This is a genomic window from Actinokineospora sp. NPDC004072, assembly GCF_053604195.1.
On record NZ_JBSGHB010000005.1, the window covers coordinates 24147 to 49491 of the forward strand.

Sequence of the window (25345 nt, forward strand, 5' to 3'; positions counted from 1 at the left end):
TGGACCAGCGACCCCGCACGGGGCCGGTCCCAGCCGCCTCGGGGGAGGCGGGCGCGGCCGCTGGTCTTCGAGGACCTGCAGTGGGGAGTGGGCGCATGTGGGGATCCGAGCCGATAGCGGTCGTGGCAGCGGCCTGCCGGTTGCCCGGCGGGATCGACACCCCGGCGGCCTTCTGGCGCCTGCTCGCCGGCGGCGGTGACGCCATCGAGCCGTTCCCGGCCCGGTGGGACGGCCTCGACCTGGCCGACGCGGGCGTGCGCGCGGGCGGCTTCCTGCGCGACGCCGACCGCTTCGACGCCGCGTTCTTCGGGCTTTCCCCGTTGGCCGCGCAGGCGATGGAGCCCGAGCGGCGCATCGCGCTGGAGGCGGTCTGGGAGGCCCTGGAGCGCGGCGGGGTGCACCGCGACGCCGACATCGGCGTCTACCTCGGCGCGACCGACTACCTCGACCGCGGCGTGGTGCGCGGCGCGCACGAGGGCGGCCTGGCCGCCCGGGTCGCCGCGACGCTGGGCCTGCGCGGGCCCGAGGTCACCGTCGACACCGCGTGCTCGTCCTCGCTGGTCGCCGTCCACCTGGCCGCCGCCGCCCTGCGCGCGGGGGAGTGCTCGGTCGCGGTCGCGGGCGGGGTGACCGTGATGACCACGCCCGCCGCCTACGTCGAGGCGACCACCGGCAACGCCCCCGACGGGCGCTGCAAGAGCTTCACCGCCGACGCCGACGGCGTGGGGTGGGCCGAGGGCTGCGGGATCGTGGTGCTCAAGCCCTTCGCCACCGCCCTGGCCGACGGCGACGAGATCCTGGCCCTGCTGCGCGGCACCGCGGCCGGGCCGCACAGCCAGGAGGCGGTCCTGCGCGCCGCCCTCGCCGACGCCGGGCTGACCGCCGCCGACCTCGACGCCGTGGAGGCGCACGGGGCGGGCGAGCCCGGCGCCGACGCCGCCGAGGCCGCCGCGCTGGCCGCCGTGCACGCCGGGCGCGACCGCCCGCTGTGGCTGGGCTCGGCCAAGTCCAACGTCGGGCACACCCAGGCCGCCGCGGGCGTCACCGGGCTCATCAAGGCGATCCTGGCGCTGGGCAACGAGGTCCTGCCGCCCTCGGCGCACGCCGCGCGGCCCGCCGGGCTGCCCGGGCAGCTGACCCTGCTCACCGGCGCGGTGCCCTGGCGGCGCGGCGAGCGCCCGCGCCGGGTGGGCGTGTCCGCCTTCGGGGAGGGGGCGAACGCGCACCTCGTCGTCGAGGAGGCCCCGCCGCTGCGGCCGGTGCCCGCCGACGACGACCGCACCGCCTACCCGGTCGTGCTGTCCGGGCACGACGAGGACGCCGTGCGCGCCCAGGCGCGCAGCTGGGCCGACCACCTCGCGGGCACCGGGACCCGGGTGCTCGACGTCGCCGCGACGGCCGCGCTGCACCGCACCGCCTTCGGCGTGCGGGCCTGCGTCACCGCAGGCGGGATGGCCGAGCTGATCGCGGGCCTGCGCGACGTCGCCGACGGGGTGGTGCCGCCGGAGCGGGCCGCCGACGGCGGGCTGGCGGTGGTCTTCACCGGGCAGGGCGTGCAGCGGCTGGGCACCGGCCGGGCGCTGCACGCGGCGTTCCCGGTGTACGCCGAGGCGTTCGACGCGGTGTGCGCGGAGTTCGACGCCCCCGTCCGCGCCGCCGTGCGCGCGGCGGTCTTCGGCGACGACGACGCTGCGGTGCACGACCCGGCGACCGCCCAGCCCGCGCTGTTCGCCGTGCAGGTCGCGCTGTTCCGGCTGTGGGTGTCCTGGGGCGTGCTGCCCTCGGCGGTGACCGGGCACGCCGTCGGCGAGCTGGCCGCCGCGCACGTGGCAGGCGTGCTGTCGCTGCCCGACGCGGCCCGGCTCGCGGTGGTCCGCGGCAAGCTGGCCGCGGCCTGCCCCGGCGGGGCGATGGCCGCCATCGGCCTGGCCGAGGCCGACGCCGTCGCCGTGGTGTCCGATTTGGACGTCGCCGTGGTCGGCGGCGACGACCCGGCCGAGACCGCCGTCGCGGGCCCGGAGGCCGCCGTGCTGGCCGCTGTCGACCGCGCGGCCGCGCTGGGCGTGCCGGTGCGCAGGCTGACCGTGGCCGCCGCCTACCCGGACGCTGGGCCGCTGCTGGCCGAGTACGGCGCGGTGCTGCGCTCGTGCGCCTGGGCGGCCCCCGAGCTGCCGGTGGTCAGCGCGATGACCGCCGAGTGGATGGGCCCGGACCTGGCCCCCGGCGCCGGGCTGCGCTCGCCGGGGTACTGGATCGACCAGCTCGGCGGCGCGGTCGGCTTCGCCGAGGCCATCCGGGTGCTGGAGGACGCGGGCATCGGCGGCTACGTCGAGTGCGGCCCCGGTCCGGTGTGGACCGCCAGCGCGCTGGCCTGCCTGCCCGCGGACTCGCCGAGCCGGTTCCTGGCCGGGCTGTCCGGGGCCGACGAGACCCGGGACGTGCTCTCGGCGCTGGGCGCCCTGCACGTGGCCGGGCAGGAGGTCGACTGGGCCGCGGTGTTCGCAGGCCGCCCGACCCGGCGGGTGGCCCTGCCGCCGCCTGCCTTCCAGCGCGAGCGCTACTGGCTGCCCGTCGCCCGCTCCGGGGCGGACCTGTGGCCGGTGAGCCCGGAGGCGCTGCCGCACCCGTGGCTGGACGCGGTCACCTGCACCGCCGACGGCGAGGGGCACCTGTTCACCGGGCGGCTGTCGGTCGCCGCGCACCCGTGGCTGGCCGACCACCGCCTCTTCGGCTCGACCGTGGTCCCCGGCACCGGCCTGGTCGAGCTGGCCGCCGCAGCCGCCGACCAGGTGGGCGCGGCGGGCATCGGCGAGCTGTCGCTGGCCCGGCCGCTGGTGCTGCCGCCCACCGGCTACGTCCGGCTGCGGGTCACCCTGGGCCCGGAGGCCGCGGGGCTGCGCCCGATCGCGCTGTACTCCCAGCCCGAGGAGGCGCCCGACGGCTGGACGCTGCACGCCGTGGGCACGATCGTCACCGCGTGGGCCGAGCACGGCGCGGGGTGGGAGGAGTGGCCCTCGACCACGCCGGTCGCGGTGCCCGCGCTGCACGAGCGGCTGGTCGCCCAGGGCCTGGTGTGCGGCCCGGCGTTCCGGGGGCTGACCGAGCTGGGCCGCGTCGGCGACAGCGCCTACGGCGTGGTGCGGATGCCCGAGCAGTTGGAGGGCGACTTCGACGGCGTGCACCCGGCGCTGCTCGACGCCGCCCTGCACGCGCTGGCCGCGCTGCGCCCGACCGGCGAGCTGCTGATGCCGGTCGCCTGGCGCGGGGTGACCCTCTACGGCCCCTCGGGGACCTACCTGCGGTTCCGGCTGGACCTGGCCGATCGCGGCGACCACAGCGTCGCCCGGCTGTGGGTCACCGACGACGAGGACATGCCCGTCGCCTACGTCGACGAGCTGCGGCTGCGGCCGGTCACCGCAGAGCAGGTCCGCGCAGGCGACCCGGCCCGGCACCTGTACCGCGTCGACTCGGTGCCGGTCGCGGTGCCCGCCGCCGCCCCGGGCGCGACCTGGACGCTGGCCGACCTGCCCGCGCTGGCCTCCGCGCCCGCCCCGTCGCGGCTGGTGGTCGAGGTGCCGCGGGCGGGCGGGTCGGACCTGGCCGCGGCCGTGCGGGCGACCGTGGTCGGCGCGCTCGACCTGCTGCAGACCCTGCTGGCCGATCCCCGGCTGGCCGCGACCGAGCTGGTCTGGGTGACCAGGGGCGACCTGGCCGCCGCGCCGGTGCGCGGGCTGGTGCGGGCCGCCCGGGCCGAGCACGGCAACCGGCTGCGCCTGATCGACGCCCCACCGGGGGTGGACGTGAGCGCGGCCCTCGCGGTGGCCGACGAGCCGGAGCTGGTGGTCCGCGACGGCGAGGTGCGGGCGGTGCGGCTGGCCCGCGCCGTGGCCCCGAACGCCCCGCCGCGCCCGCTGGGCGCCGGTGGCACGGTGCTGATCACGGGCGGGACGTCCCAGCTGGGCAGGCTGGTCGCGCTGCACCTGGTGCGCCGGTACGGGGTGCGGCACCTGGTGCTGACCTCCCGGCGCGGCCCGTTCGCCCCGGGGGCGGCGCAGGTCATCCGGGAGCTGCTCGACGCCGGGGCGCAGTCGGTGCGGGTGCCCGCCTGCGACGTGGTCAACCGGGCCGACCTGGAGCGGGTGCTGGCGGGCGTCGACCGGCGGCTGCCGCTGCGCGGGGTCTTCCACCTCGCGGCCACCGCCGAGGACGCGCCGCTGACCGACCAGACCGCCGAGCGCATCGAGCGGGTGCTGGCCCCCAAGGTCGCGGGCGCGCTGCACCTGGACGCGCTGACCTCGGGCCTGGACCTGTCGGCCTTCGTGCTGTTCTCCTCGGCGTCGGGCGTGCTGGGCGCGGCGGGCCAGTCGGCGCACTCGGCGGCGAACACCTTCCTCGACGCCCTGGCCGAGGACCGGCGCGCCCGCGGCCTGGCCGGGTCCAGCCTGGCCTGGGGCCACTGGTGCGCCCTGCCGAGCCCGGACGGCGCCACCGCCGCCGACGCCCTCACCAACCCCGAAGCCCTCCGCCTGCTCGACGCCGCCCTGGCCCGCGCCGACACCCACCTCGTCCCGGCCAAGCTGGACCTGCCCGCCGGGCCCGACACCCCGCCGCTGCTGCGGTCGCTGACCTGGCGGGAGGCCTGCTAGCGGCGGATGCCCGGATCGGGTGACGGCGGTGGCCGACCCCCGCGCGGCGGGCCGAGAATCCCGGAACGGGAGGAGACGCCGTGATCGTGCGCGCCGGTCTCGTCCAGCAGCGCTGGACGGGGGACGAGGAGTCGATGGTCGCCAACGCGGTGGCGGGGATCGCCACCGCGGCCTCCCGGGGGGCGCAGGTGGTGTGCCTGCAGGAGCTGTTCGCGGGCCCGTACTTCGGCCAGGTCCAGGACCCCGACCACTTCGGCCGCGCCGAGCCGGTCCCGGGCGGCCCGACCACCCGGCTGATGCGCGAGGTCGCCGAGCGGCACGGGGTCGTGCTGGTCGTGCCGCTGTACGAGCAGGAGCAGCCGGGCGTCCGCTACAACACCGCCGCCGTGATCGACGCCGACGGGCGCTACCTGGGCAAGCACCGCAAGAACCACCTCCCGCAGGTGAAGGGGTTCTGGGAGAAGTTCTACTTCCGCCCGGGCAACCTCGGCTACCCGGTGTTCGACACCGCGGTCGGGCGCATCGGCGTCTACATCTGCTACGAGCGGCACTTCCCGGAGGGCTGGCGGGCGCTGGGCCTGGCCGGGGCGCGCATCGTGTTCAACCCGTCGGCGACCAGCCGCGGGCTCTCCGAGTACCTGTGGCGGCTGGAGCAGCCCGCCGCCGCGGTCGCCAACGAGTACTTCGTCGGGACCATCAACCGCGTCGGCGTCGAGCCCCTGGGGGACAACGAGTTCTACGGCCAGTCCTACTTCGTCGACCCGCGCGGGCAGCTCGTGGGCGAGGCCGCGTCCGACCGCGACGAGGAGGTCGTGGTGCGCGACCTGGACATGGACCAGCTCGCCGCCGTGCGCGACCTGTGGGCGTTCTACCGCGACCGCAGGCCCGAGACCTACACCCCGCTGACGGAGCCGTGATGCGCACGCTGATCCGCGGCGGCACCGTGGTCAACCCCGGCGGCCCGTTCCCGGCCGACGTGCTGGTCGACGGCGAGAAGATCGCCGCGCTCGCCGCGCCCGGGGTGCCCACCGCGGCCGACGCGGTGATCGACGCGACCGGCAGGTACGTGCTGCCCGGCGGCGTCGACGCCCACACCCACATGGAGATGCCCTTCGGCGGCACGTCGTCGTCGGACACCTTCGCCACCGGGACGGCGGCGGCCGCGTGGGGCGGGACGACCACGGTCATCGACTTCGCCGTGCAGGCCAAGGGGACCTCGCTGCTGGCCGCGCTGGACACCTGGCACGCCAAGGCGGGCGGGCGCTGCGCGGTCGACTACGCCTTCCACATGATCGTCTCCGACGTGCACGACGCCACGCTCAAGGAGATGGAGTCGTGCGCGGCGGCGGGGGTGAACAGCTTCAAGGTGTTCATGGCCTACCCGGGCGTCTTCTACGCCACCGACGGGGAGATCCTGCGGGCGATGGGCGCGGCCCGGGAGATCGGCGCGATGGTGATGGTGCACGCCGAGAACGGCATCGCCATCGACCAGCTCGTCGCGCAAGCGCTTGCGGAGGGCCGGACCGCCCCGGTGCACCACGGCCTGACCCGGCCGCCGGAGCTGGAGGGCGAGGCCACCCACCGGGCCATCGCGCTGGCCGCGGTGACCGGCGCCCCGCTCTACATCGTCCACCTGTCGTCGCGGCCCGCGCTGGACGCGGTGACGGCCGCGCGCGACACCGGGCAGAACGTCTTCGCCGAGACCTGCCCGCAGTACCTGTTCCTGTCCATGGCGGACCTGGCGCGGCCGGGCTTCGAGGGCGCCAAGTTCGTCTGCTCGCCGCCGCTGCGCCCCGCCGAGCACCAGTCGGACCTGTGGCGGGGCCTGCGCACCAACGACCTGTCGGTCGTGTCCACCGACCACTGCCCGTTCTGCTACGCCGGGCAGAAGGAGCTGGGCCGCGGCGACTTCTCCCGCATCCCCAACGGGCTACCCGGCGTCGAGCACCGGATGGACCTGCTGCACCAGGGGGTCGTGCGCGGGGAGATCTCGCTGTCGCGCTGGGTGGAGCTCTGCGCGACCACGCCCGCGCGGATGTTCGGCCTGTACCCGCGCAAGGGCGTGATCGCGCCCGGCTCCGACGCCGACGTCGTGGTCTACGACCCGGCGGCCACCCAGGTGCTCTCGGCGCGGACGCACCACATGAACGTCGACTACTCCGCGTACGAGGGGATGGAGCTGGTCGGGCGCGTGGAGACGGTGCTGTCGCGGGGGAGCGCGGTGGTCGCGGGCGGCGCCTACCGCGGCCGGGAGGGGCACGGCCGGTTCCTGGAGCGCGAGCTCTGCCAGTACCTGCGCTGAGAGGGGCGCCCCGTGGACTTCGGCGTCGTGCTGCAAACCGACCCGCCCGCCCGCGACGTGGTGCGGCTGATGGTGGAGGCCGAGGACCGCGGCTTCACCCACGGCTGGACGTTCGACTCGTGCGTGCTGTGGCAGGAGCCGTTCCCCATCTACTCCCAGATCCTCGACCAGACCTCCGACCTGGTGGTCGGCCCGATGGTGACCAACCCGACCACGCGCGACTGGTCGGTCACCGCGTCGCTGTTCGCCACCCTGAACGACATGTACGGCAACCGCACCGTCTGCGGCATCGGCCGCGGCGACTCGGCGCTGCGGGTGATCGGCCAGCGGCCCGCCTCGCTGGCCGTGCTCGCCGAGGCGATGCACGTGATCCGGGAGCTGGCCGAGGGCCGGGAGGCGCTGGTGCACGGAACGCCCGTGCGCATCCCGTGGGTGCGCACGGGCAGGCTGGAGATCTGGATGGCGGGCTACGGCCCCCGCGCCCTGCGGCTGGCGGGCGAGCAGGCCGACGGCTTCATCCTCCAGTGCGCCGACCCGACCATCGCCCGCTGGACCATGGATTCCGTCCGCGCCGCCGCCACCGCCGCGGGCCGCGACCCGGGCGCGATCGCCCTGTGCGTCGCCGCCCCCGCCTACGTCGGCCCGGACCTGGCCCACCAGCGCGACCAGCTGCGCTGGTTCGGCGGCATGGTCGGCAACCACGTCGCCGACCTGGTCGCCCACTACGGCCACACCGGCCCGGTCCCCCACGAGCTCACCGACTACATCCGCACCCGCGCCGACTACGACTACACCCACCACGGCAAACCCGGCAACCCCAGCACCACCTACGTCCCCGACTCGATCATCGACCGCTTCTGCCTCCTCGGCCCACCCCCCACCCACCGCGACCGCCTAGCCGAACTAGCCGACCTGGGCACAACCCACTTCGCCCTCTACCTCATGCACGACGCCAACCACGAAACCCTCAAAGCCTACGGCAACTTGATCTCTTAGCTGGTGGGCGCAGCGGGGCCGACTCGCGGTTCCGCGCGGCCATCACCGCCTGGCTGCCCTGCATGCGTGGTGTGGGAGCGGTCGGTGGAGGTCTTCGGGTGCGGCTGGACCAGCCTCGCCGACTGGTTCTAGCCGTGCGCGTGTTTGTCCAAGTAGGACAGGAGGGCGGCGGAGCCGCGGAGGCGGGTGAGGCTTTGGTGGTGGAGGTCGTGGTCGCGGCGGGCTAGTTCGGTGCGGGCTTGGGTGGGGTCGCTGGTGGTGCGGAGGGTGGTGATGACCGCTTCGATGATGGGGAAGGGGTAGGCGCCGCGGCGGAGGACGGCGATGAGGTGGGCGGTGCGCTGCTCGGCGGGGTCGTAGGCGCGGTAGCCGTTGGCGTCGCGGTGAGGGGTGAGGAGGCCGCGGGCTTCCCACTGGCGCAGGACGGGGGTCTTGACGCCGATCTCGCGGGCGAGTTCGCCGATGCGGGCCCGGGGGCGGGTGGTCGGCGGCGGGGCGGCGGCGACCTCGGCGAAGGCGGCGCTGGCGGCGGCGATGTGGGCGCGTTCGCGGGCGAGGTCGGCGTGCCCGGCGTCGACCAGGGCGATGGCCGCCGGAATGCGTCCGGTGTGGACGGCCCGCATGATCTCGCGCGCGGCCGCCCAGCCGTGGCCTGCGCCGAGGGCGCGGGCGGCGACCAGGGCGTCGGCGTGGACCTCGGTGAGGACGCGGTAGCCGTTGGGCGCGCGTTCGGCGGGCGGCAGCAGTCCTTGGTCGAGGTAGTTGCGCACCTGCTGCGGCGTGATGCCCGCCATGCGGGCCAGGTCGGCGATCCTGGGCACCGGGAGATTCTACGGACGGTTGAGGGTTTCGCCCGCCCGACCTCGCCAGAGCGCGAAGAAAGTCTCTACTACCACATCAATGAGAGAATTGAAGGCATGGATGCCAATGAAGTGGTCGGGTTCCTCGTCGACGAGCTCGACGGCGTGCTGGTCATGGAGGACCGCGGCGACAGCTATCTCATCTACGACCCCGACGGCGATGTCCCCTACAACCGGCGGTTCCCCTTCGCCACCGTGGTCACCGGCGACCGTCACGACACGGCGTCGAACCTCGACCGCGAGGGGGCCTTTCGCCTCAACCTCGGCCTGACCAAGGACACCTTCCGCTCGATGTTCGACCTCGACGCCCGGGTGGACCACACCGCGGCCGACGTGCTCATGCCGCACCCGGTCTACGGCGGGCAGCACTGGATCTGCGTGGTCAACCCGACCCGCGCGACGCTGGAGCAGGCGATGCCGCTGATCCGGGAGGCGCACGGCTTCGCCGTCCGCAAGCACCGCAACCGGCTGGCCACCGGCAGGCGGTGAGCTAGCGGCCCAGGGTGGCCAGGGCGGCGGCGACGGCGGGTTCGCGCAGCTCGGCGGCGGGGGTGTCGGCGAAGTGCACGGTGCAGTCCTGCAGGCCGCCCAGCGCCAGCACCGCCCGCACCGCCTGCTCCAGCGGCGCGTCGGCGCCGACGAGCAGGGCGGCGAGCCTGCCGCGCCAGGTCAGCACCGTGTCGATGAGGTCGAGCTCGACCAGGGTGCTGGACTCGGTCAGCACCAGGATGACCTCCCGCCGGTGCCGGTAGTGGAAGTCGAAGTAGCCCTCCAGCAGCGCCCGCGGCCCGGGGGGCTCGGCCTCGACGGCCCGGATGAACGCCTCGCCGTCGTCGATGAGCGGCTGGACGATGCTGCGGACCAGGTCCTCGCGCGAGGCGAAGTGGTAGTAGAGCGCGGGCTTGGTGATCCCCAGCTGGTCGGCGATCTCCTGCAGGCTCGTGCGCTGCACGCCCTTGCGGGCGAACAGCTCGCGCGCGGCGTCCTGGATGCGGCTTCGGGTGTCCCTGCTCATCGTGCGGGGAGCGTAACCGACTGAACGGTTGGTAAGCTCGGTCACGGACTTACCTTCCGTTAAGTAAGGAGACGCCGTGCGCGTGCTCATCTCCGGGGCCAGCATCGCCGGGCCGGTGCTGGCCCACTGGCTGGTCCGCTACGGGTTCGAGGTCACCGTGGTCGAACGGGCGCAGCGGCTGCGCAAGGCGGGCGGCCACGCGGTCGACCTGTTCACCCCGGCCATGGAGATCTCCGAGCGCATGGGCCTGCTCGACCGCATCCAGGCCAAGGCGACCGGCACCGACCGGCTGGTGGTCCACCGCGCCGGGGCCGCGCCCACGCGGATCGACATCGGCAAGGTCTTCTCCGCCATGAGCGACCGCCACGTCGAGGTGATGCGCGACGAGCTGAGCGAGATCTACTACGACGCGACCCGCGACGACGCCGAGTACGTCTTCGGCGACTCCATCACCGCCATCGATGACGACGGCGGGGTCACCTTCGAGCGCGGCGCGCCCCGGCGCTTCGACGTCGTGGTCGGCGCCGACGGCCTGCACTCCAACGTCCGCGGCCTGGTGTTCGGCCCGGAGGCCGACCTCACCGACTTCGTCGGCGCCTACCTCGCCGTGCTGTCGCTGCCCGCCGAGCACGCCGAGCCCGGCGTCTTCACCGCCCACTTCCACCCCGACCGGGTCGTCGGCGTCTACGGCGACCGCCACGGCGGCGACGCCCGCGCCGTGTTCCTGTTCCGGTCCGAGCCGCTGGAGTACCACCACCGCGACACCGACCGGCAGAAGCACCTGCTGCGGCAGGCGTTCGCGGGCATCCACCCGATGGTCGACGGCTGGCTGGGCGAGCTGGACTCGGGCGGGGCGTTCTACTTCGACTCCATCACCCAGCTGCGGATGCAGACCTGGAGCCGCGGCCGGGTCACGCTGGTCGGCGACGCGGGCTACTGCCCGGGACCGGCCGTCGGCGGCAGCACCAGCCTGGCCGTCCTCGGCGCGTACACCCTGGCTGGCGAGCTGGCGGCGGCGGGTGGCGACCCGGCCCGCGCCTTCCCCGCCTACGAGCAGGTGATGCGCGGCCCGGTGCTGGACAGCCGCGCGTTCGCCCGCGGGGCGGCCAAGAGCCTGATCCCGACCTCCCGGTTCGGGGTGTGGGCGCTGGTCAACGGCTCGCGGCTGGTCGCGGCGCTGCCCGGGCCGGTCGGCCGGGCGCTGGCCAAGCTCAACACCAAGGGCGTGCGCCTGCACGACTCCATGCCGGTGAAGGACTACAGCGGTCTGATCTAGGGCGGCCTGGTCTAGAGGGCGGGCAGGTCCTGGCGCTTCCCGATGAGCGGGGCGAGCGGGTCGCCGGTGGCGCGCAGGCGGTCGAGGACCGTGCGGATGGTCCAGCGGTCCGGGCGCAGGTCCGGGTCGTCCAGCTCGGCCCAGGTGATCGGGACCGACACCGGGGCGCCCGCCCGCGGCCGCGCGCTGAACGGCGCGACGAGCGTCTTGTTGATCGCGTTCTGGGTGTAGTCGAGGCGGGCGAGGCCGCCGCGCCGGTCCCGGTACCACTCCCAGCTGACCAGCTCGGGCCGCACGCGCCCGACGACCCGCGACACCGTGCCGACCCAGGCGCGGGTCTGGTCGAAGGTGTAGCCGCCGCGGACGGGGACCCAGATCTGGATGCCGCGCTGCCCGGTGACCTTCGGCATCCCGGCGATCCCCAGGTGCTCCAGCGCCGCGCCGTAGAGCCGGGCGAGCTCGACGACCTCGGGCCAGCGGGTGCGCTCGCCGGGGTCGATGTCGATCAGCGCCCAGGTCGGCTGGTGCACGTCGGGCAGCCGCGAGGTCCACGGGTGCAGCTCGATCGCGCCGAAGTTGGCCATCCAGACCAGGGCGGGGAGGCTGTCGAGCACCGCGTAGCAGCGGGTCTCGCCCGGGTCGGCCTCGGTGTTGTGCCAGCGGGCCAGCCAGTCCGGGGCGTGGTCGGGGACTTCCTTGTGCCAGAAGCCGGGCTGGTCCACGCCGTCGGGGTAGCGGTGGGCGTTGACCGGGCGGCCCTCCACATAGGGCAGCAGGTAGGGGGCGACCAGCGCGTGGTAGCGGATGAAGTCGCGCTTGGTGATCGGCGGGTCGCCAGGGAACAGCGGTTTGTCCAGGTTGGTCAGCCGCAGCCGCCGCCCGGCGACCGACCAGGGGCCGCCGGGGCCGATGCGGTCGAGCGCGGCGAGTTCGGCCGCGCTCGCCGACCTGGTCCGGACGCCGGTGGCCACGCCTCCCGGCTACCCGCGCCGGACCCGGCCGACACCCCGGGGGAGGGGCGGGCAGCGCCCTCCCCCGGGGCCGTCACCTGGTCAGCCCTTGCGGACGCGGGCCAGCCAGATGCCGCCGATGGCGGTACCCGCGAGCAGGACCAGCAGGCCCAGCCACGGCAACGGCGACGACAGGCCCCCGCCGCCCCCGGTCTCCGGGGCGCCGACCGGCACGATCGTGCCGTTGGGACCCCGCCGGTGCCCCGGCGGGATCGTGTCGGTGGGCGAGGTGGACGTGGTGCTCTCCGGCGGGGTGGTGCCGGTGGTCGTCCTGGGCGTGGTGGACGACGTCGTGGTGACCGGGGTCGTCGTGGTGGTCGACGTGGTCGTCTTCGGGGTGGTGGACGTCGTGGTCCCGGTCGTGGTGGTCGACGTCGTTGTGGTGGTGGTGCTCGGTGTCGTGGTGGTGGTCACCGAGGTGGTGGTGGACACCGTCGTGGTCGGCGGCGTGGTGCACTGGCACGGCTTCGTCGTGGTGGTGACGGGCGTGGTGTGCGTGGTCGTCTTCGGCGGTGTTGTCGTCGTCGTGCACTCGCACGGCTTCGACGGCTTCGGCGGCGTGGTCTGGCATGGGGTGTCGCACGGCTTGGGCGGCGTGGTCTGGCACGGCGTGTCGCACGGCTTCGGCGGGTTGGAGTGCTCCGGCTTGCACGGCGAATCGCACGGCTTGGGCGGGTTCGAGTGCTCCGGTTGGCACGGGGTGTCGCACGGCTTCGGCGGATTCGAGTGCTCCGGCTTGCAGGGCGCGTCGCACGGCTTGGGCGGGTTCGAGTGCGCGGGGTGGCACGGCGCGTCGCACGGCTTCGGCGGGTTCGGGTGCCCGGGCTGGCAGGGCTGGTCGCACGGCTGCGGCTTGGGCGGGGCGGGGTGCGCGGGCTGGCACGGCTGCTGGCACGGCTCCGGCGGCGACTGCGGCTCGCACGGCGCGGACGAGCAGTGGGCGGGCGGGTCGCACGGCCCGCCAGCGCATTCGGGCTCGGACGCGGAGGCGGGCAGGATGGTGACCATGGCGAGCCCAGCCAGAACGCCGAGGGCGGCGAAGAGTCGGCGAGTTCTCACGTATCGCCTTTCTGATGGGATTGCGGATATGTGTGTGGTCGCGTTCTGGACTTTAGACATGTCAAGCGCAACGCCGACGTTCTACACCGGACGCTCACCTCTTGACACCTCGGCGGGATCGCGGCGGGGCGCGATTTCCGGGTGCGGCAAGGGGAGCAAGCGGGCAGGCCGACACGATCGGCTGACAGACGATCTCGCGCAGGCGGTTTCCGGCGCTATTTGATCGCTATGCGCACGATTGACTGCCGCGATCAACTCGACCGGGTGACGTTCTCACTCGATCGGCGATTGTGGACGGAGAAGGGGGGTCCGATTCGAGTAGGTTTCCCCATGCGGACCCCTCATGCGTCAACCGGTTCGCTGATGATCATCCAATGCCAAAGGAGCTGGAGCAGTGCTGAAGAAAGCTGGAATCGTCACGTCCGCGATCGCGGGTCTGATGATGGTGGGCGGGACCGCCTTCGCTTGCCCGAACGCCTGCGACGACGACTGGGACGGCCCGAGCAGCCACGACGACGACGGCATCGAGCAGGTCGGCCTGGTGAACGTGGACGACCTCGACGTCCTGGAGAACGTCAACGTCCCGATCTGCCTCACCAACACCAACGTGGCCGTCGGCCTGGTCGCGGTGGCGGCGAACCTGCTGAACCCCACCGAGATCGACCGCTGCACCGCCGCCGAGATCTGGACCGGCGACGAGATCTCCGACTGACGGCCTACCCGCCGCGGCGGCGAGTGGGCGCCCCCTGGGCCCGTGAGTGTTCCGGGCCCAGGGGGCTTTCCCGTGTCCTCACCCGGTGAGCACGGCGTAGACGATCACGTTCGACAGGTAGCGCCCGTCCCCGGGGTCGAACGCCCCGCCGCAGGTCACCAACCGCAACTCCGGCCGCTCCGTCGGCCCGTACACGCGCTTGGCCGGAAACCGCGACTTCGCCACGGTCTCCACCTGCCGCACGACGAACCGCAGCTGCTCGCCGTCCCGCGTCACCACGACGATCTCGTCCCCGGGCCGCGCCTCCCCGAGCCGCAGGAACACCCCGGGCCGCCGATACCCGTTGACGTGCCCCAGGATCACCGCCGCCCCCACCTGCCCGGGCCGCGCCCCCCGCGCGAACCACCCCGCCTGCCCCGGCGTCCGCAACGGCGGAACCTCGACCTGGCCGTCCGGCTGGAGTCCAAGGTGGACGAGCGAGGAACTGATCTCCAGCCGCGGAAACCGAATCTCCGCAGGCATCCCAACCGCCTTGCGCGCCTCCCCCACCACCACCGGCACCACCCCCGCGGCTCGCGGCACCCCCACCGCCGCGCCCTCCGGCACCCCGGAAGCCGTCAACCCGGCCATCACGGCGGCCAGCAGAACCCCAACCCGAGCAACACCCGCAGCCACGCCGCCAGCGTAAGGACCCACTGATCACCCGGCAAATCCCACAACCTCGCCACCATTCCCCGTCCCCACCCCGCGGCCGAACCGCACAACCCCTGCCGACAGCGCCCGCGTTGCTGACCCGCGGGCCCGGCAGGCCCCGCAGGCCCGCGCCACTCCGGCCGCGAGTCGCGGGGGGCGTTGGTGCGGCCGGTGGGTTCGGGGCCTGGTGGGTCCGGTGGGCTCGCGGCCGGGGTGTGGCCGGGCGGGGGTGCTGGTGCGAGGGGCGGGCTGGACGGCCGGGGTGTGGCCGGGCGGGGTGTGGCTGGGCGGGGGTGCTGGTGCGTGGGGATGGGATGGGTGGTCAGCGTGTGGCCGGCGGCGGAGGCGTTGGTGAGTGGGTGGGCTGGGCGGCCAGAGTGCGGCCGAGGGCGGAGGCGTTGGTGAGTGGGGGTGGGCTCGGCGGCCAGGGTGCAGCCGTGGGCGGAGGCGTTGGTGAGGAGGCGTTGGTGAGGTGGGTGGGCTGGGCGGCCGGGGTGTGCCGTGGGCGGAGGTGCTGGTGAGTGGGGTGGGCTCGGCGGCTGGGGTGTGGCCTTGGGTGGAGCGTTGGTGAGTGGGGGCGGGCTCGGCGGCTGGGGTGTGGCCTTGGGCGGAGGTGCTAGTGCGTAGGGGTGGGCTGGGCGGCTAGGGGGTGTCCGGGGCGGAGGTGCTGGTGGGTGGGGCGCTGGGCCAGTTGGGGTGGGCGGGGGTGGGTGGGTACGGACGGTGATGGGGGCTGGTCAGGGGTGGTGTGGGCCCGGTTGGGGGGTGGTGGGGGTGGCTGCGGGGTGGGGGTGGTTTCACCCGGACGCGCAGCGGGCACGTCATGGGTGGAGCTACCGGTGGGCGAAGGTGGTGTGCCGTGGACTTCCGAGGACTGAACAGGCACGAGCAGCGCAGGCTGGACGACATCGAGCGGCAGCTGTGCGCGGAGGCGCCCGAGGTCGTCGCCGCGTTCCACACCGCGCCCGTTCCCGCGCCTGACCACGGGAGCCGGCTGATGCTGGTGTCGCTCGCCGGTCTGCTGGCCGTCGTCGGGTTGTTCGCCGACGGGCCGCTGATGGTGATCTGCGGGATGGTCGGGGCCGTCGTCGCGCTGCTGGCCCCGGTGCCGCGGCGGCGCAGCGGGGCCACGAGCGCGGGCGAGTCCTGGGGAGCGGTCCCGCCGGTCGTCTGAGCCCTGCCGGTCGTCGGTAGCCCCCCGCTGGCCGTCTGAGTCGCTGCCAACTGCCCGAGTCGCTGCCAACTGCCCGGGTTTGCCGCCAGCCGCCCGGGTTGCTGCCAGCCGCCTGAGTCCCTCGCCGGGCCGGCCGGGTCTTCCGCCGGCCGGCTGAGTCCTCCACCGGGCTGCCCGGGTCCTTCGCCTGCTGGCCGAGTTCTTCGTCGGGTCGCCCGGGTCCTCCGCCAGTCGCCCGGGTCCTCCACTGGGCCGCCGGGTCCTCCGCTGGCCGTCTGAGTGCCGCTGGCCATCTGCGTCGCTGCCGGTCGCCTAGTCGCTCGCAGGGCACCTGAGTCGCCCGCTGGCCGTTGCGTCACTGCCAGCCGTCCGAGTTCCCTGCCGGGCGTTGAGCCCCCGCGAGGCCAGGTGAGTCCACTGTGGTCAATAGACCTTGGACTCTCGGTTGCGCAAGTCGGCTGACCGACGCGATCGGGTGATCTGTTGGACGGGTGTTGATTTCGTTGTGTCACAAGCCAAGTCGGCCGCAACTCGGTCAGGTGACTTCCTCACTCGATCAGCGAGTTGGGCGAGATTTCACCCTCGATCGTCAAGTAGCGTTCCGCTGCGGACATCGTGATCTGCCTTGATGCTCCGCTGGTGATCATCATTGAAGTGTAAGGAGCTAGTGCTGTGCTGAAGAAGGCTGGATTCGTCACCTCTGCCGTGGCGGGCCTCATGATGATGGGCGGCATGGCGTTCGCCGACGGCAACGGTCACGGCCACGGACACGGCCACGGCCACGGCAGCGACGACGCGGAGCAGGTCGGCCTGGTCAACCTGGACGACATCGAGATCCTGGAGAACGTGAACATCCCGATCTGCGCGACCAACACCAACGTCGCCGTCGGCCTGGTCGCCGTCGCGGCGAACATCCTCAGCCCGACCGAGGTCGACCGCTGCTCGCAGGCGGAGATCTGGACGGGCGACGAGATCAGCGACTGATCTCCTCCTCCGACAGGCGTCGCGCACCCCGCGGACCGCATGGTCTGCGGGGTGCGCGGCGTTGTCGGTCGAGGAGATGGGAAAGGACGGCCGATGCGCGGATTCGATCCCAAGACGAGCTTCGGCGAGGAGGAGGCGCGCGGCTACGACGCCAGCAGCGTGCGCGGCGACGAGGCCGAGACCGTGCGGTTCCTCGCCGAGCAGGCAGGCGGCGCGGGCGCGCTGGAGTTCGCCATCGGCACCGGCCGCATCGGCCTGCCGCTGGCGGCCGCGGGCGTGCCGGTCGAGGGCATCGAGCAGTCCCCGGCGATGGTCGCCCAGTTGCGCGCCAAACCCGGCGGCGACGCCATCCCGGTGACGATGGGGGACATGTCCGAGGTCGGCACGGGCAAGCGGTACGGGCTGGTCTACCTGGTGTTCAACACCATCGGCAACCTGCTCACCCAGGACGGCCAGGTGCGCTGCTTCGCCAACGCGGCCCGGCACCTGGCCGACGACGGGGTCTTCGTCCTGGAATGCCGCGTGCCCACCGCGCCCGCCCGCGCCGAGCGGCAGTTCATCGAGGTGGAGGACTTCGACGTCGACCACATCGCCTTCGGCGTGTGCCGCTACGACCCGCTGACCCAGATCCTGGACCTCAACCACGTCCGCATGGACGCCACCGGCCCGCGGTTCAGCCCCATCCGGCTGCGCTTGGCCCACCCGCCGGAGTTCGACCTGATGGCGCGCCTCGCGGGCCTGCGCCTGCGCGAGCGGTGGGGCGGGTGGAACCGCGAGCCGTTCACCGCAGGCAGCTGGCGGCACATCAGCGTCTACTCGTCCAGGTAGGCCGGGGAGTCGGGGTCCGTGACGATCCGCATGGCCTGGTGCTCCGGCCCCATCGCCTCGTGGACGCCCGCGTCCTCGGCGATCTCGGTGCCCTCGGTGTCCCGGGGCTCGCCTTCGCCGGGCGCGGTGAACTGCGGCGACGGGCTCTCGTCCGGCTGGCGCGGCGGGCCGGGCTCAAGGGGTTCCTGCTGCTCGGAGCGGATGCGATCGGACATGCCGGTCGGGTACCCAGGCGGCGGGGGTTCTGCCCTTATTGACGCAATCCTGATGTGTTGGAACGTTCGCAAGTTTCACAAGTTTGTGTAGCCTGGCGGGGTGGAGTCTGCGGGGGCGCTCCGGGCGCTGCTCATGGCCTTCGGCGAACGCGGCGACGTCGAACCGTTCGCGGTGCTGGCCCGCGGCCTGCTCGCCGCGGGGCACCGGCCCCTCCTCGTGGCCCCGGCCGGGTGCGCCGGGCTTGCGCAGGGGGTGGAGTTCCGGGGCGTGGGCCGCCGCGTGCTCGACGAGTGCTGGGCCGCGGCGCGCGGGGGCGCGGACGTGGTCGTGCACAACCGGCAGGCGTTCCCGGCCCACCACATCGCCGAGCGGCTGGGCTGCCCGGCCGTGCTGGGGCAGGTCGGGCCGGGTCCGGCGCCCGCGATCGGCTGGGCGGCCACCAGGGCCGTCGACCGGTGGCGGGCTGCCGCGGGCCTCCCGCGCCGCCGCGGCAGGCACGACCCGCTGCGCGCCCCGGACGGCTCGCCGACCCCGGTCCTGCACGCGGTCAGCCCGCAGCTGGTCGCCCTCCCGCCGGGCGCGGTGGTCACCGGCCACTGGTTCCCGGAGCCCGGCGAACTGCCCCCGGCCCTGCGCGCCTTCCTGGCGGCAGGCCCGCCCCCGGTCCACGTCGACCTCCCGACGACCCCGACCGCCGTCGACACCACCGCCGCCGTCCTGGCCGCCACCCGCAAGGCGGGGGTCCGCGCGATCATCGCCACCGGCCGCCCCACCCCGTGCACCGCCGCGAGCCCCGATGTCTTCGTCATCGACACCGCCCCGCAGACCGCCCTCTTCCCCTACGTCGCCGCCGTCATCCACCACGGCGGCACCCGCACGGCAGCAGCAGCGGCCGCAGCGGGCAAACCCCAGGTCCTGCACCCGATCACGGCCGAGCAGCACTTCTGGGCCACCCGCCTCCACCACCTCGGCCTAGCCCCACCCGCCCAGCACCCACGGACCAGCCGCGTCCGCCTCCGCTTGGCCCCGTCCGGCTGTGGCGCGGGCATTCAGGCCGGCCAGCGCCCCTGGGCGAGTCGCATTGGGCTGGCTGCGCCGGGCCTTGACCCCGACCACCTCGCCGCCGCCATCACCGCTGCGCTCGGGCTGGCCTCCCGGGCTGCCGAGGTCGGGGCGCGGATGCGGGCGGAGGACGGGGTGGCCGGGGCGGTGGCCTGGCTGGAACGGGCGGTGCCCTGGTCCCGGGGGGTGGGACCAGGGCACCGATCAGCGGATCACTAGCCCGCGGTCTGCACCAGGTTGCGGCCGGACGACGGGCGGGCGTCGTACGGGGCGAGGGCCTCGCGCAGCTCGGGCGGGACGCGGGCGGGGACGGTGGCGTTGTTCGGGCCGCGCATGCAGGCGATGCGCTGCGTGCCCCTGGCCACCAGCGTTTCCGCCCCGTCCTTGAGGTGGACGTAGTCGAAGGTGAACTGGATCTGCGTCTGGGTCAGCTCGTCCAGCCGCATGCGCACCGACAGCTCGTCGAAGGCGGTGATCTCGGCGTAGAACTCGCAGTCGGCCTTCAGCGTGAACAGCTTCAGGTCGTCGTGCATGATCTCCGCCAGGACCGCGGGCGCCTCCTCGCGGAGGAACTTCTCCCGGCAGTGCCCTTGCCAACGCAGGTAGTTGACGTAGTACACGTTGCCGACGAAGTTCGTCTCCTCGAAGCCGACCTTGTGCCGCAGCTCGTAGAACCGGCTCATGCCGACGCCTCCGCCAGGACCGCGAAGACCACCGGGTCGGCCTGGTCGTTGAGCGTGGTGACCCAGGTGGCGACCTTCGCCTGGCCCGCGCTGAGCACCACCCAGCCGCCGGGCAGGACGTCGGCCACCGCCAGCGCCTGCGCCGTGCCGCCCGCCTTGCCGAGGCACTCCAGCGCGGCCAGCACCCGCGAGCCCGCCGTGTCGGCGTCGCAGCCCGCGCGGGCGACCACCTGGTTGCGGACGTGGCGCAGGCCGTCGTCGAGCAGCCTGGTCCAGCCCTCCTCGGTGTTGCGGGTGAGCGTGGCCACCGCGCAGGCCAGCGGGTCCGAGCCGGTGACGACCAGGCTGATCCCGGCGGCGTGGGCCGCGTCGATCACCCCGTCGGCCAGCGCGGGCCTGCCGTCGGTCTGCCGCAGCACGGTGACCGGGGCGCCCAGCGCCCGGCCTGCCGCCAGCTCGGTCTGCGCCTGCCGGTCGACGGGCGCGCCCGCCGGGTCCGGCTCGACGACGACCGCGCGGCGCCCGCCCAGGGCCCGCTCCAGGGCCCGCTCCAGGTACCCGCTGAGCATCGCGGGCACCCACGGACCGGCGGCGTCCTTCTTGCGGACCGCCCGCAGGGTCAGGCCCTGCCAGCGCTCCACCAGCCTGCCCTCGGGGTCGAGGACGTCGACGTCGTAGGTGTAGCTGTCGCCGTCCTGCGAGCGCTCGCGGGCGTCCATCACCACGTACTCGCTGTCCTGGCGCTCGGCCAGCCACAGCTTCTCCACGCCCTGCGGCAGCAGGGTCGCGTCCGGCACGCAGCACTGGATCGCGTGCATCACCGCGTCCCGGGTGCCCGGGTCAGCCAGCACCTGCTCCTGCGGCAGGTAGGGCGCGAACCACGGCGCGGGCGTGGTGGTCGACAGCTCGGCCACCGCGTGCCGGGCGCTGGCCCTGCGGTAGCCCAGCAGGCGCTGGAACCGCTTGCCCTGGAACAGCACCCCGCCGTACAGCTCGGTGATCGGGTCGCCCGGCACCGGCGCGAGGCCGGTGGCCTCGCGGCCGGGCTCGTCGGTGGGCAGCGCGGGCCGGGGCAGGCGCAGCGTCGCCCGGAAGTGGTCGGCGCTGAAGCCGGTGTCCTCGGCCCGGATGGCCACCGAGACCGTCTCGTCGTCGCGGACCAGCGCGGCCAAGCGCACCGTGGTCGAGCCGCCGGGGCGCACCACGATCGGCCGCAGGAACTCCATGTCCTGCAGCAGCGGCACCGCGGTGCGGCCGATGGCGGCCGTGGCCACCTGCGTCATGGCCTCCATGCCGACGACGGCCGGGAACAGCAGGTCGCCGTCGAGCTGGTGGTCGGACAGGTACGGGTCGCTGCCGGTGGACAGCTCCACCTCGGTGATCAGCTCGACGTCCGGGTAGTGCACCAGCACCCGGTCGACGAAGCGGGTCAGCGGCAGCTCGTCGTCGCCGCCCAGCGGCAGCGTCGGCAGCCCGCCCATCCGGCCGCCCACGGTCAGCACCGGCCCGGCCTGCGGGTCGGCCAGCACCTGGCGCAGCACGTCGAGGCCGTTCTCCAGGGAGATCGGGGTGATGCCGTCGCGCACCAGCGTCTGCACCACGCCCAGCTTCTCGCCCATGCCCGCGCCGGACCACACCGACCACTCCAGCGCCAGCGCCCGGGCGTCCGGGTGGGCGCGCTGGAAGTCCACGGTCAGCTCGGTCATCCAGTCGTTGGCCGTGGAGTAGTGCGCCTCGCCCTTGAGCCCGGCCCGGCCGATGATGCTGCCGAAGGTGACCAGCAGCTTCACGTTGTCCTCGCCCACCGCGTCGAGGATCGTCCGCAGACCCGCGACCTTGGGGGCCAGGGTCTTGTGGAACTCCTCCTCGGTCAGGTTCGACAGCGCGCCGGGCACGTTGCGGCCCGCGCCGTGCATGACCGCGGTGACCGGGCCGAGGTGGGCCTCGAACGCGGCGACGGCCGCGGCGACCTGCTCGGGGTCGGTGACGTCGGCGCGCTCGTACCGGTAGGTGATGCCCGCCGCGGCCATCCGGCCCAGGTTCTCCACCAGCTCCTCGTCCGCGTCGGCCTGGTCGCGGCCGACGAGGGCGAGCTTGGCCCCGGAGTCCTTGGCCATCGCCAGCGCGCACTCGGCGGTGATGCCCTTGCCGCCGCCGGTGACCAGCAGCACGTCCGAGCTGGTCAGCGGGGTCCCGGCGACCGGGTCGGCGGGCTTCTGCAGCACGCGCAGCACCGGGGTGGTGCGGGTGCCGTCGGCGGTGTAGCGGACCTCGCTGAACGCCGTGGTCGCCGCCGCCTCGGTGATGACCCGCCGGACCGCCTCGTCCACGTCGGCCGCGGTCTGCGGGGCCAGGTCGGGCAGGCCGACCAGCGTGGTGGCCACGCCGTTGGCCTCCAGGAACGCGGTCCTGGTCAGGCCGGAGGCGCCGTACTTGCCCTGCACCACGACGAACCGGCTGCCCGACGGGGCGGCGACGGCGGCCTTGCCCGCGGCCAGGAACAGGTCGACGTGGTCCTCGCCGTTGTCCGGCAGGCACAGCAGCACGCCGTCGCCGATGCCCGCCTCGGCCAGCGCGGCGTGCAGCCGCTCGGCCAGCGGGTGGCCCGCGGGCGCGAACACCTGCCACTCGCCGACCGGTCCGGTGCCGACGGTGACGACCGGCTCCCGGGCGGGCAGGTAGTCCACCGAGAACGGCCGCACCCAGGGCGCCACGCCGGGCACCTCGGCGCTGCCGCCGCGGTTGGCCTCGCCGTCGCCGGCGGAGGCGGCCAGCTCGTCGATCATCTCGGCCAGCTCGCCCAGCGACACCGTGGCGAAGCTGGTGGACAGCTCCAGGGTCGGCATGCCGAGCGTGCGGGTCACGTCGTTGACGATCTGGCCCACGGTGATCGAGCTGAGGTGCAGGTCGTCCAGCGGGTGGGTGGCCGCGGTGACCGTCTCCAGCGGCAGCTCGACGCGCTCGGCGGCGAGCTGGCGCAGCAGGTCCAGGGTGGACGGTCCGTCCGCGCCAGCCTCGGCGGTCGCGGCCGCGGGCGCGGCGGCGGCCGGGACCTCCTCGCCGGGCTGGGGCAGCCCGACGGACAGGTCGGGGGCGGCCTCGCACGGGCTCGACAGGAAGGTGAACTCCCCGTCCAGCGGCAGCGGGCGCAGCACCCGGTCGGCGAAGAGCGCGTCGGCGTCCACCGCGGCGCCCAGGGCGAACGCGGCGCCGACGACCGACAGCAGCGGGGTCAGCGACTGGCTGTCGGTGTCGATGGCCAGCACCGGCGTGCCGGGCGCGATGTCCTGCAGCAGGCCCGCGAGCACCCGGCCGGGGCCGACCTCGACGGCCAGGTCCGCCCCGGCGGCGGCCTTGGCCGCGGCCTGGTGGAACTTGACCGGGAACACGATCTGGTCGCGCAGCAGCGCCCGCAGGTCGGTGTCGGCGTCGAGCCAGTCGCCGGTCACCGTGGACACCAGCTGGCGGACGGGCTTGGCGAAGGCGAACTCGGCCAGCCGCCCGGTCATCGCCTCGGCGGCCGGGGCCACCAGCGGGGAGTGGAAGGCGTGCGAGACGTTGATCCGGGTCGCGGTGACGCCCTCGGCCCTGGCCCGCTCGCAGACCCGGTCGACCGCGGCGGCCTCGCCCGCGATGACCGTCTGGTTCGGACCGTTGAACCCGGCGATGACGACCGGCTCGGACCCGGCCAGCTCCTCGACCCGCTGCGGGGTCGCGGCCAGCCCGGCCATCGCGCCGCCGCCCTGGCTGGCGTTGGCCATGACCTGCCCGCGCGCCTTGGCCAGCGCCAGGACGTCCTTGCCGCCCATCGCGCCCGCCCAGGCCAGCGCGGTCAGCTCGCCGAGGCTGTGGCCCACCGCCACGTCGGCCTCGATGCCCAGGGTGTGCAGCACGCGCAGGGCCGCGACCGACCCGGCGACGATGCGCGGCTGGGCGACCTCGGTGGCCGTCTGGTCGCCGCCGACGGGCAGCTCGGCGTCGGCGAAGACGGCCTCGGCGGCCGGGAAGCGGCGGCGGATCGCGCCCACCGCGCCGCGGCCGGAGCCCTGGCCGGGGAACAGGTAGGCGATGCGCGGCGGGGTCAGGCCGCGGTTGAGGTAGACCCCGTCGGCGCCGAACACGCTCTGCTCGCCAGCGTCGATGGCCGCCAGCAGCCGCTCCAGCTTGCGCACGGCGTCGTCGGGGCCGGTGGTGACGATGGCGGCGCGGACCCGCCCGCCGGAGAGCTCCTTGGCCAGCGCGCCCGCGAGGTCGGCGACCTCGGCGAAGGACAGCTTGGGCGCCAGCTCCAGCAGCCCGGCGACGCGCTCGCGCAGCGCGGCGTCGTCGGCGCCGTCGAGCAGCAGCAGCTCGGCGTCCTGCCTGCTGCTGACCAGCGCGGTCGCCCGCCGGGGCAGCTCGACCCGCCGGGTCGCCCCGGGCGCCTGCTCCAGCGCGATGTGGGTGTTGATGCCGCCGAAGCCCATCGCCGAGACTCCTGCGCGGATCGGCACGTCGGCGGGCCACAGGCCCGGCTCGCTGGGCACGTACAGCGCGGGGGAGTCCCCGGTCAGCTTCGGGTGGGCCTCGAAGTGGCCGGTGGCGGGCGGGATCACCTGGTGGTGCACCGACAGCGCAGCCTTGATCAGCCCGCCGACGCCCGCGGCCGCCTTGGTGTGGCCGAAGTTGCCCTTGATCGAGCTGATCGCCGCCGGGCGCGCGTCGGGGTCGACCGCGCGCCGCGCCGAGCCGATGGCCTCCAGCTCGGTGGCGTCGCCCAGGGCGGTGCCGGTGCCGTGGCCCTCGAAGTAGGACACCGTCTCCACGCCGTAGCCCGCGCGGGTGTAGGCGCGGTTGATCGCCAGCTGGTGGCCCGCGGCCTCGGGGCGGGTGATGCCGCCCTTGCCGTCGGAGGAGATGCCCCAGCCGGTGATCGATGCGTAGATCCGCAGGCCGCGGGCGATCGCGTCCTCCTCGCGCATCAGCACGACGACGCCGCAGCCCTCGCCGGGCCAGAAGCCGTTGGAGTCGCGGTCGTAGATCTTCATCTCGCCGCTGGCCAGCGCGCCGGTCTTGGCGAAGCCGATCACCTCGAACGGGTCGATCGAGAGGTCGACCCCGCCCGCCAGGCAGACGTCGAGGTCGCCGTCGGCCAGCGCCTTCGCCGCGGTGGCGATGGACAGCAGCGACGACGAGCACGCGCCGTCGACGGTGTAGCCGCCACCGCCGAGGTCGAAGTAGTTGCAGATGCGGCCTGCGATGGTGTTGGCCAGCCCGCCTGCCAGGGTGTCCTCGTCGATCGGCGGGAACGGGGCCTTGTAGACCGGTTCCAGCTCGCGCAGGAAGGCGCTGGTCTCCTCGTCGTCCCAGCCCTTGGCGCCCAGCGCCGCGGCCAGCGTGCGCCGCACGTACGGCCAGCGCAGCCGCATGAGGTTGGCCCGGGAGAACTCACCGGTGAGGCTGTTGCCGACGACGACGCCGGTCGCCTCCTTGGGCAGGCCCTCGGCGTTGGGGAAGCCCGCGTCGGCCAGCGCCGCCGCGGCCGTGTCCAGGGCCAGCCAGTGGGTGAGGTCGGTGGACCGGTAGGTGCTGCCCGCGACCTTGTACGCGAGCCGGTCGAACTCGTAGTCGCGCAGCACGGCCGCCTTGCTCGCGTAGAAGCGGTCGGGCGCGTCCGGGTCCGGCGAGTAGTAGTCCGCCTGGTTCATCCGCTGGTCGGGCAGCCTGCGGAACGCGCGGCGGCCGGCCAGGACGTTCTCCCAGAGATCCTCTGTGCTGGCGGCGTCGGGATAACGAAGTCCGATGCCGACGATGGCGATCCGCACGGTGCTCAATCTATACCGCCTATTC

The 25345-nt window shown here is 74.3% G+C and carries 20 protein-coding genes; 12 read left to right on the plus strand and 8 right to left on the minus strand.

The genetic code is table 11. The features are described from left to right. Positions 1–95: 95 nt before the first annotated feature. The 4 genes from ACWEPX_RS09055 (at position 96) to ACWEPX_RS09070 (ending at position 7944) form a co-directional block, all read left to right on the plus strand. Positions 96–4646 (plus strand): SDR family NAD(P)-dependent oxidoreductase, encoded by a 4551-nt coding sequence (locus ACWEPX_RS09055; protein WP_451896564.1) that lies wholly within the window; start codon positions 96–98, stop codon positions 4644–4646. An 86-nt stretch (positions 4647–4732) separates the two neighbouring features. Then, positions 4733–5563: a nitrilase-related carbon-nitrogen hydrolase gene (locus ACWEPX_RS09060; RefSeq protein ID WP_451896880.1), complete on the plus strand. Its 831-nt coding sequence runs from the start codon at positions 4733–4735 to the stop codon at positions 5561–5563. After that, a complete protein-coding gene (hydA, locus tag ACWEPX_RS09065; protein WP_451896565.1) occupies positions 5563–6948 on the plus strand; it encodes a dihydropyrimidinase in 1386 nt (461 codons plus the stop codon). The genes ACWEPX_RS09060 and hydA overlap by 1 nt, the downstream gene beginning before the upstream one ends. Positions 6949–6960: 12 nt before the next feature. Beyond that, a complete protein-coding gene (locus tag ACWEPX_RS09070) occupies positions 6961–7944 on the plus strand; it encodes a TIGR03842 family LLM class F420-dependent oxidoreductase (protein ID WP_451896566.1) in 984 nt (327 codons plus the stop codon). Positions 7945–8072: 128 nt separating this feature from the next. Here the strand turns inward: ACWEPX_RS09070 and ACWEPX_RS09075 are convergent, their stop codons facing one another. Further along, positions 8073–8765 carry a MerR family DNA-binding transcriptional regulator gene (locus ACWEPX_RS09075; protein WP_451896567.1) on the minus strand — a complete coding sequence of 231 codons (693 nt, stop codon included), beginning with the start codon at positions 8763–8765 and terminating at the stop codon, positions 8073–8075. A gap of 96 nt (positions 8766–8861) precedes the next feature. On the opposite strand from ACWEPX_RS09075, the gene ACWEPX_RS09080 reads away from it, so the two are divergent. Beyond that, positions 8862–9293 carry a DUF6194 family protein gene (locus ACWEPX_RS09080; RefSeq protein WP_451896568.1) on the plus strand — a complete coding sequence of 144 codons (432 nt, stop codon included), beginning with the start codon at positions 8862–8864 and terminating at the stop codon, positions 9291–9293. A 1-nt stretch (position 9294) separates the two neighbouring features. Here ACWEPX_RS09080 and ACWEPX_RS09085 read toward each other — a convergent pair whose 3' ends face one another. After that, positions 9295–9819 carry a TetR/AcrR family transcriptional regulator gene (locus tag ACWEPX_RS09085; RefSeq protein WP_451896569.1) on the minus strand — a complete coding sequence of 175 codons (525 nt, stop codon included), beginning with the start codon at positions 9817–9819 and terminating at the stop codon, positions 9295–9297. Positions 9820–9895: 76 nt separating this feature from the next. Between ACWEPX_RS09085 and ACWEPX_RS09090 the strand changes: the two genes are divergently transcribed. Further along, entirely contained in the window at positions 9896–11095 is a 1200-nt protein-coding gene (locus tag ACWEPX_RS09090) for an FAD-dependent monooxygenase (RefSeq protein ID WP_451896570.1), read from the plus strand. An 11-nt stretch (positions 11096–11106) separates the two neighbouring features. Here ACWEPX_RS09090 and ACWEPX_RS09095 read toward each other — a convergent pair whose 3' ends face one another. Together ACWEPX_RS09095 and ACWEPX_RS09100 are read right to left on the minus strand one after the other, a co-directional pair. Next, positions 11107–12066 carry a DNA polymerase domain-containing protein gene (locus ACWEPX_RS09095; RefSeq protein ID WP_451896571.1) on the minus strand — a complete coding sequence of 320 codons (960 nt, stop codon included), beginning with the start codon at positions 12064–12066 and terminating at the stop codon, positions 11107–11109. Positions 12067–12147: 81 nt separating this feature from the next. Next, positions 12148–12279: a hypothetical protein gene (locus tag ACWEPX_RS09100; protein WP_451896572.1), complete on the minus strand. Its 132-nt coding sequence runs from the start codon at positions 12277–12279 to the stop codon at positions 12148–12150. 10 nt (positions 12280–12289) lie between these two features. On the opposite strand from ACWEPX_RS09100, the gene ACWEPX_RS09105 reads away from it, so the two are divergent. Beyond that, positions 12290–13387 carry a hypothetical protein gene (locus ACWEPX_RS09105; protein WP_451896573.1) on the plus strand — a complete coding sequence of 366 codons (1098 nt, stop codon included), beginning with the start codon at positions 12290–12292 and terminating at the stop codon, positions 13385–13387. A 171-nt stretch (positions 13388–13558) separates the two neighbouring features. Continuing rightward, a complete protein-coding gene (locus ACWEPX_RS09110) occupies positions 13559–13876 on the plus strand; it encodes a hypothetical protein (protein WP_451896574.1) in 318 nt (105 codons plus the stop codon). A gap of 78 nt (positions 13877–13954) precedes the next feature. On the opposite strand, the gene ACWEPX_RS09115 is transcribed toward ACWEPX_RS09110, so the two are convergent. Next, the gene (locus tag ACWEPX_RS09115) at positions 13955–14551 is read right to left on the minus strand and encodes a class F sortase (protein ID WP_451896575.1); all 597 of its coding nucleotides are present in this window, start codon (positions 14549–14551) and stop codon (positions 13955–13957) included. Between the two features lie 877 nt (positions 14552–15428). Here ACWEPX_RS09115 and ACWEPX_RS09120 point away from each other — a divergent pair. The 3 genes from ACWEPX_RS09120 to ACWEPX_RS09130 all read left to right on the plus strand — a co-directional run bounded on the left by ACWEPX_RS09120 (position 15429) and on the right by ACWEPX_RS09130 (position 17555). Beyond that, entirely contained in the window at positions 15429–15743 is a 315-nt protein-coding gene (locus tag ACWEPX_RS09120) for a DUF3040 domain-containing protein (protein WP_451896576.1), read from the plus strand. Between the two features lie 672 nt (positions 15744–16415). Next, positions 16416–16727: a hypothetical protein gene (locus tag ACWEPX_RS09125; protein ID WP_451896577.1), complete on the plus strand. Its 312-nt coding sequence runs from the start codon at positions 16416–16418 to the stop codon at positions 16725–16727. 93 nt (positions 16728–16820) lie between these two features. Further along, entirely contained in the window at positions 16821–17555 is a 735-nt protein-coding gene (locus ACWEPX_RS09130) for a class I SAM-dependent DNA methyltransferase (RefSeq protein ID WP_451896578.1), read from the plus strand. Here the strand turns inward: ACWEPX_RS09130 and ACWEPX_RS09135 are convergent. Continuing rightward, positions 17540–17770, minus strand: coding sequence for a hypothetical protein (locus ACWEPX_RS09135; protein ID WP_451896579.1), 231 nt, complete (start codon positions 17768–17770; stop codon positions 17540–17542). The genes ACWEPX_RS09130 and ACWEPX_RS09135 overlap by 16 nt on opposite strands. Before the next feature lie 100 nt (positions 17771–17870). Here ACWEPX_RS09135 and ACWEPX_RS09140 point away from each other — a divergent pair, with 100 nt between their 5' ends. Beyond that, positions 17871–19052 carry a glycosyltransferase gene (locus ACWEPX_RS09140; RefSeq protein WP_451896580.1) on the plus strand — a complete coding sequence of 394 codons (1182 nt, stop codon included), beginning with the start codon at positions 17871–17873 and terminating at the stop codon, positions 19050–19052. On the opposite strand, the gene ACWEPX_RS09145 is transcribed toward ACWEPX_RS09140, so the two are convergent. After that, on the minus strand, positions 19049–19516 hold the full coding sequence (locus ACWEPX_RS09145) for an acyl-CoA thioesterase (RefSeq protein WP_451896581.1): 468 nt from the start codon (positions 19514–19516) through the stop codon (positions 19049–19051). The genes ACWEPX_RS09140 and ACWEPX_RS09145 overlap by 4 nt on opposite strands. Then, entirely contained in the window at positions 19513–25329 is a 5817-nt protein-coding gene (locus ACWEPX_RS09150) for a type I polyketide synthase (RefSeq protein WP_451896582.1), read from the minus strand. The genes ACWEPX_RS09145 and ACWEPX_RS09150 overlap by 4 nt, the downstream gene beginning before the upstream one ends. Positions 25330–25345: the final 16 nt, after the last annotated feature.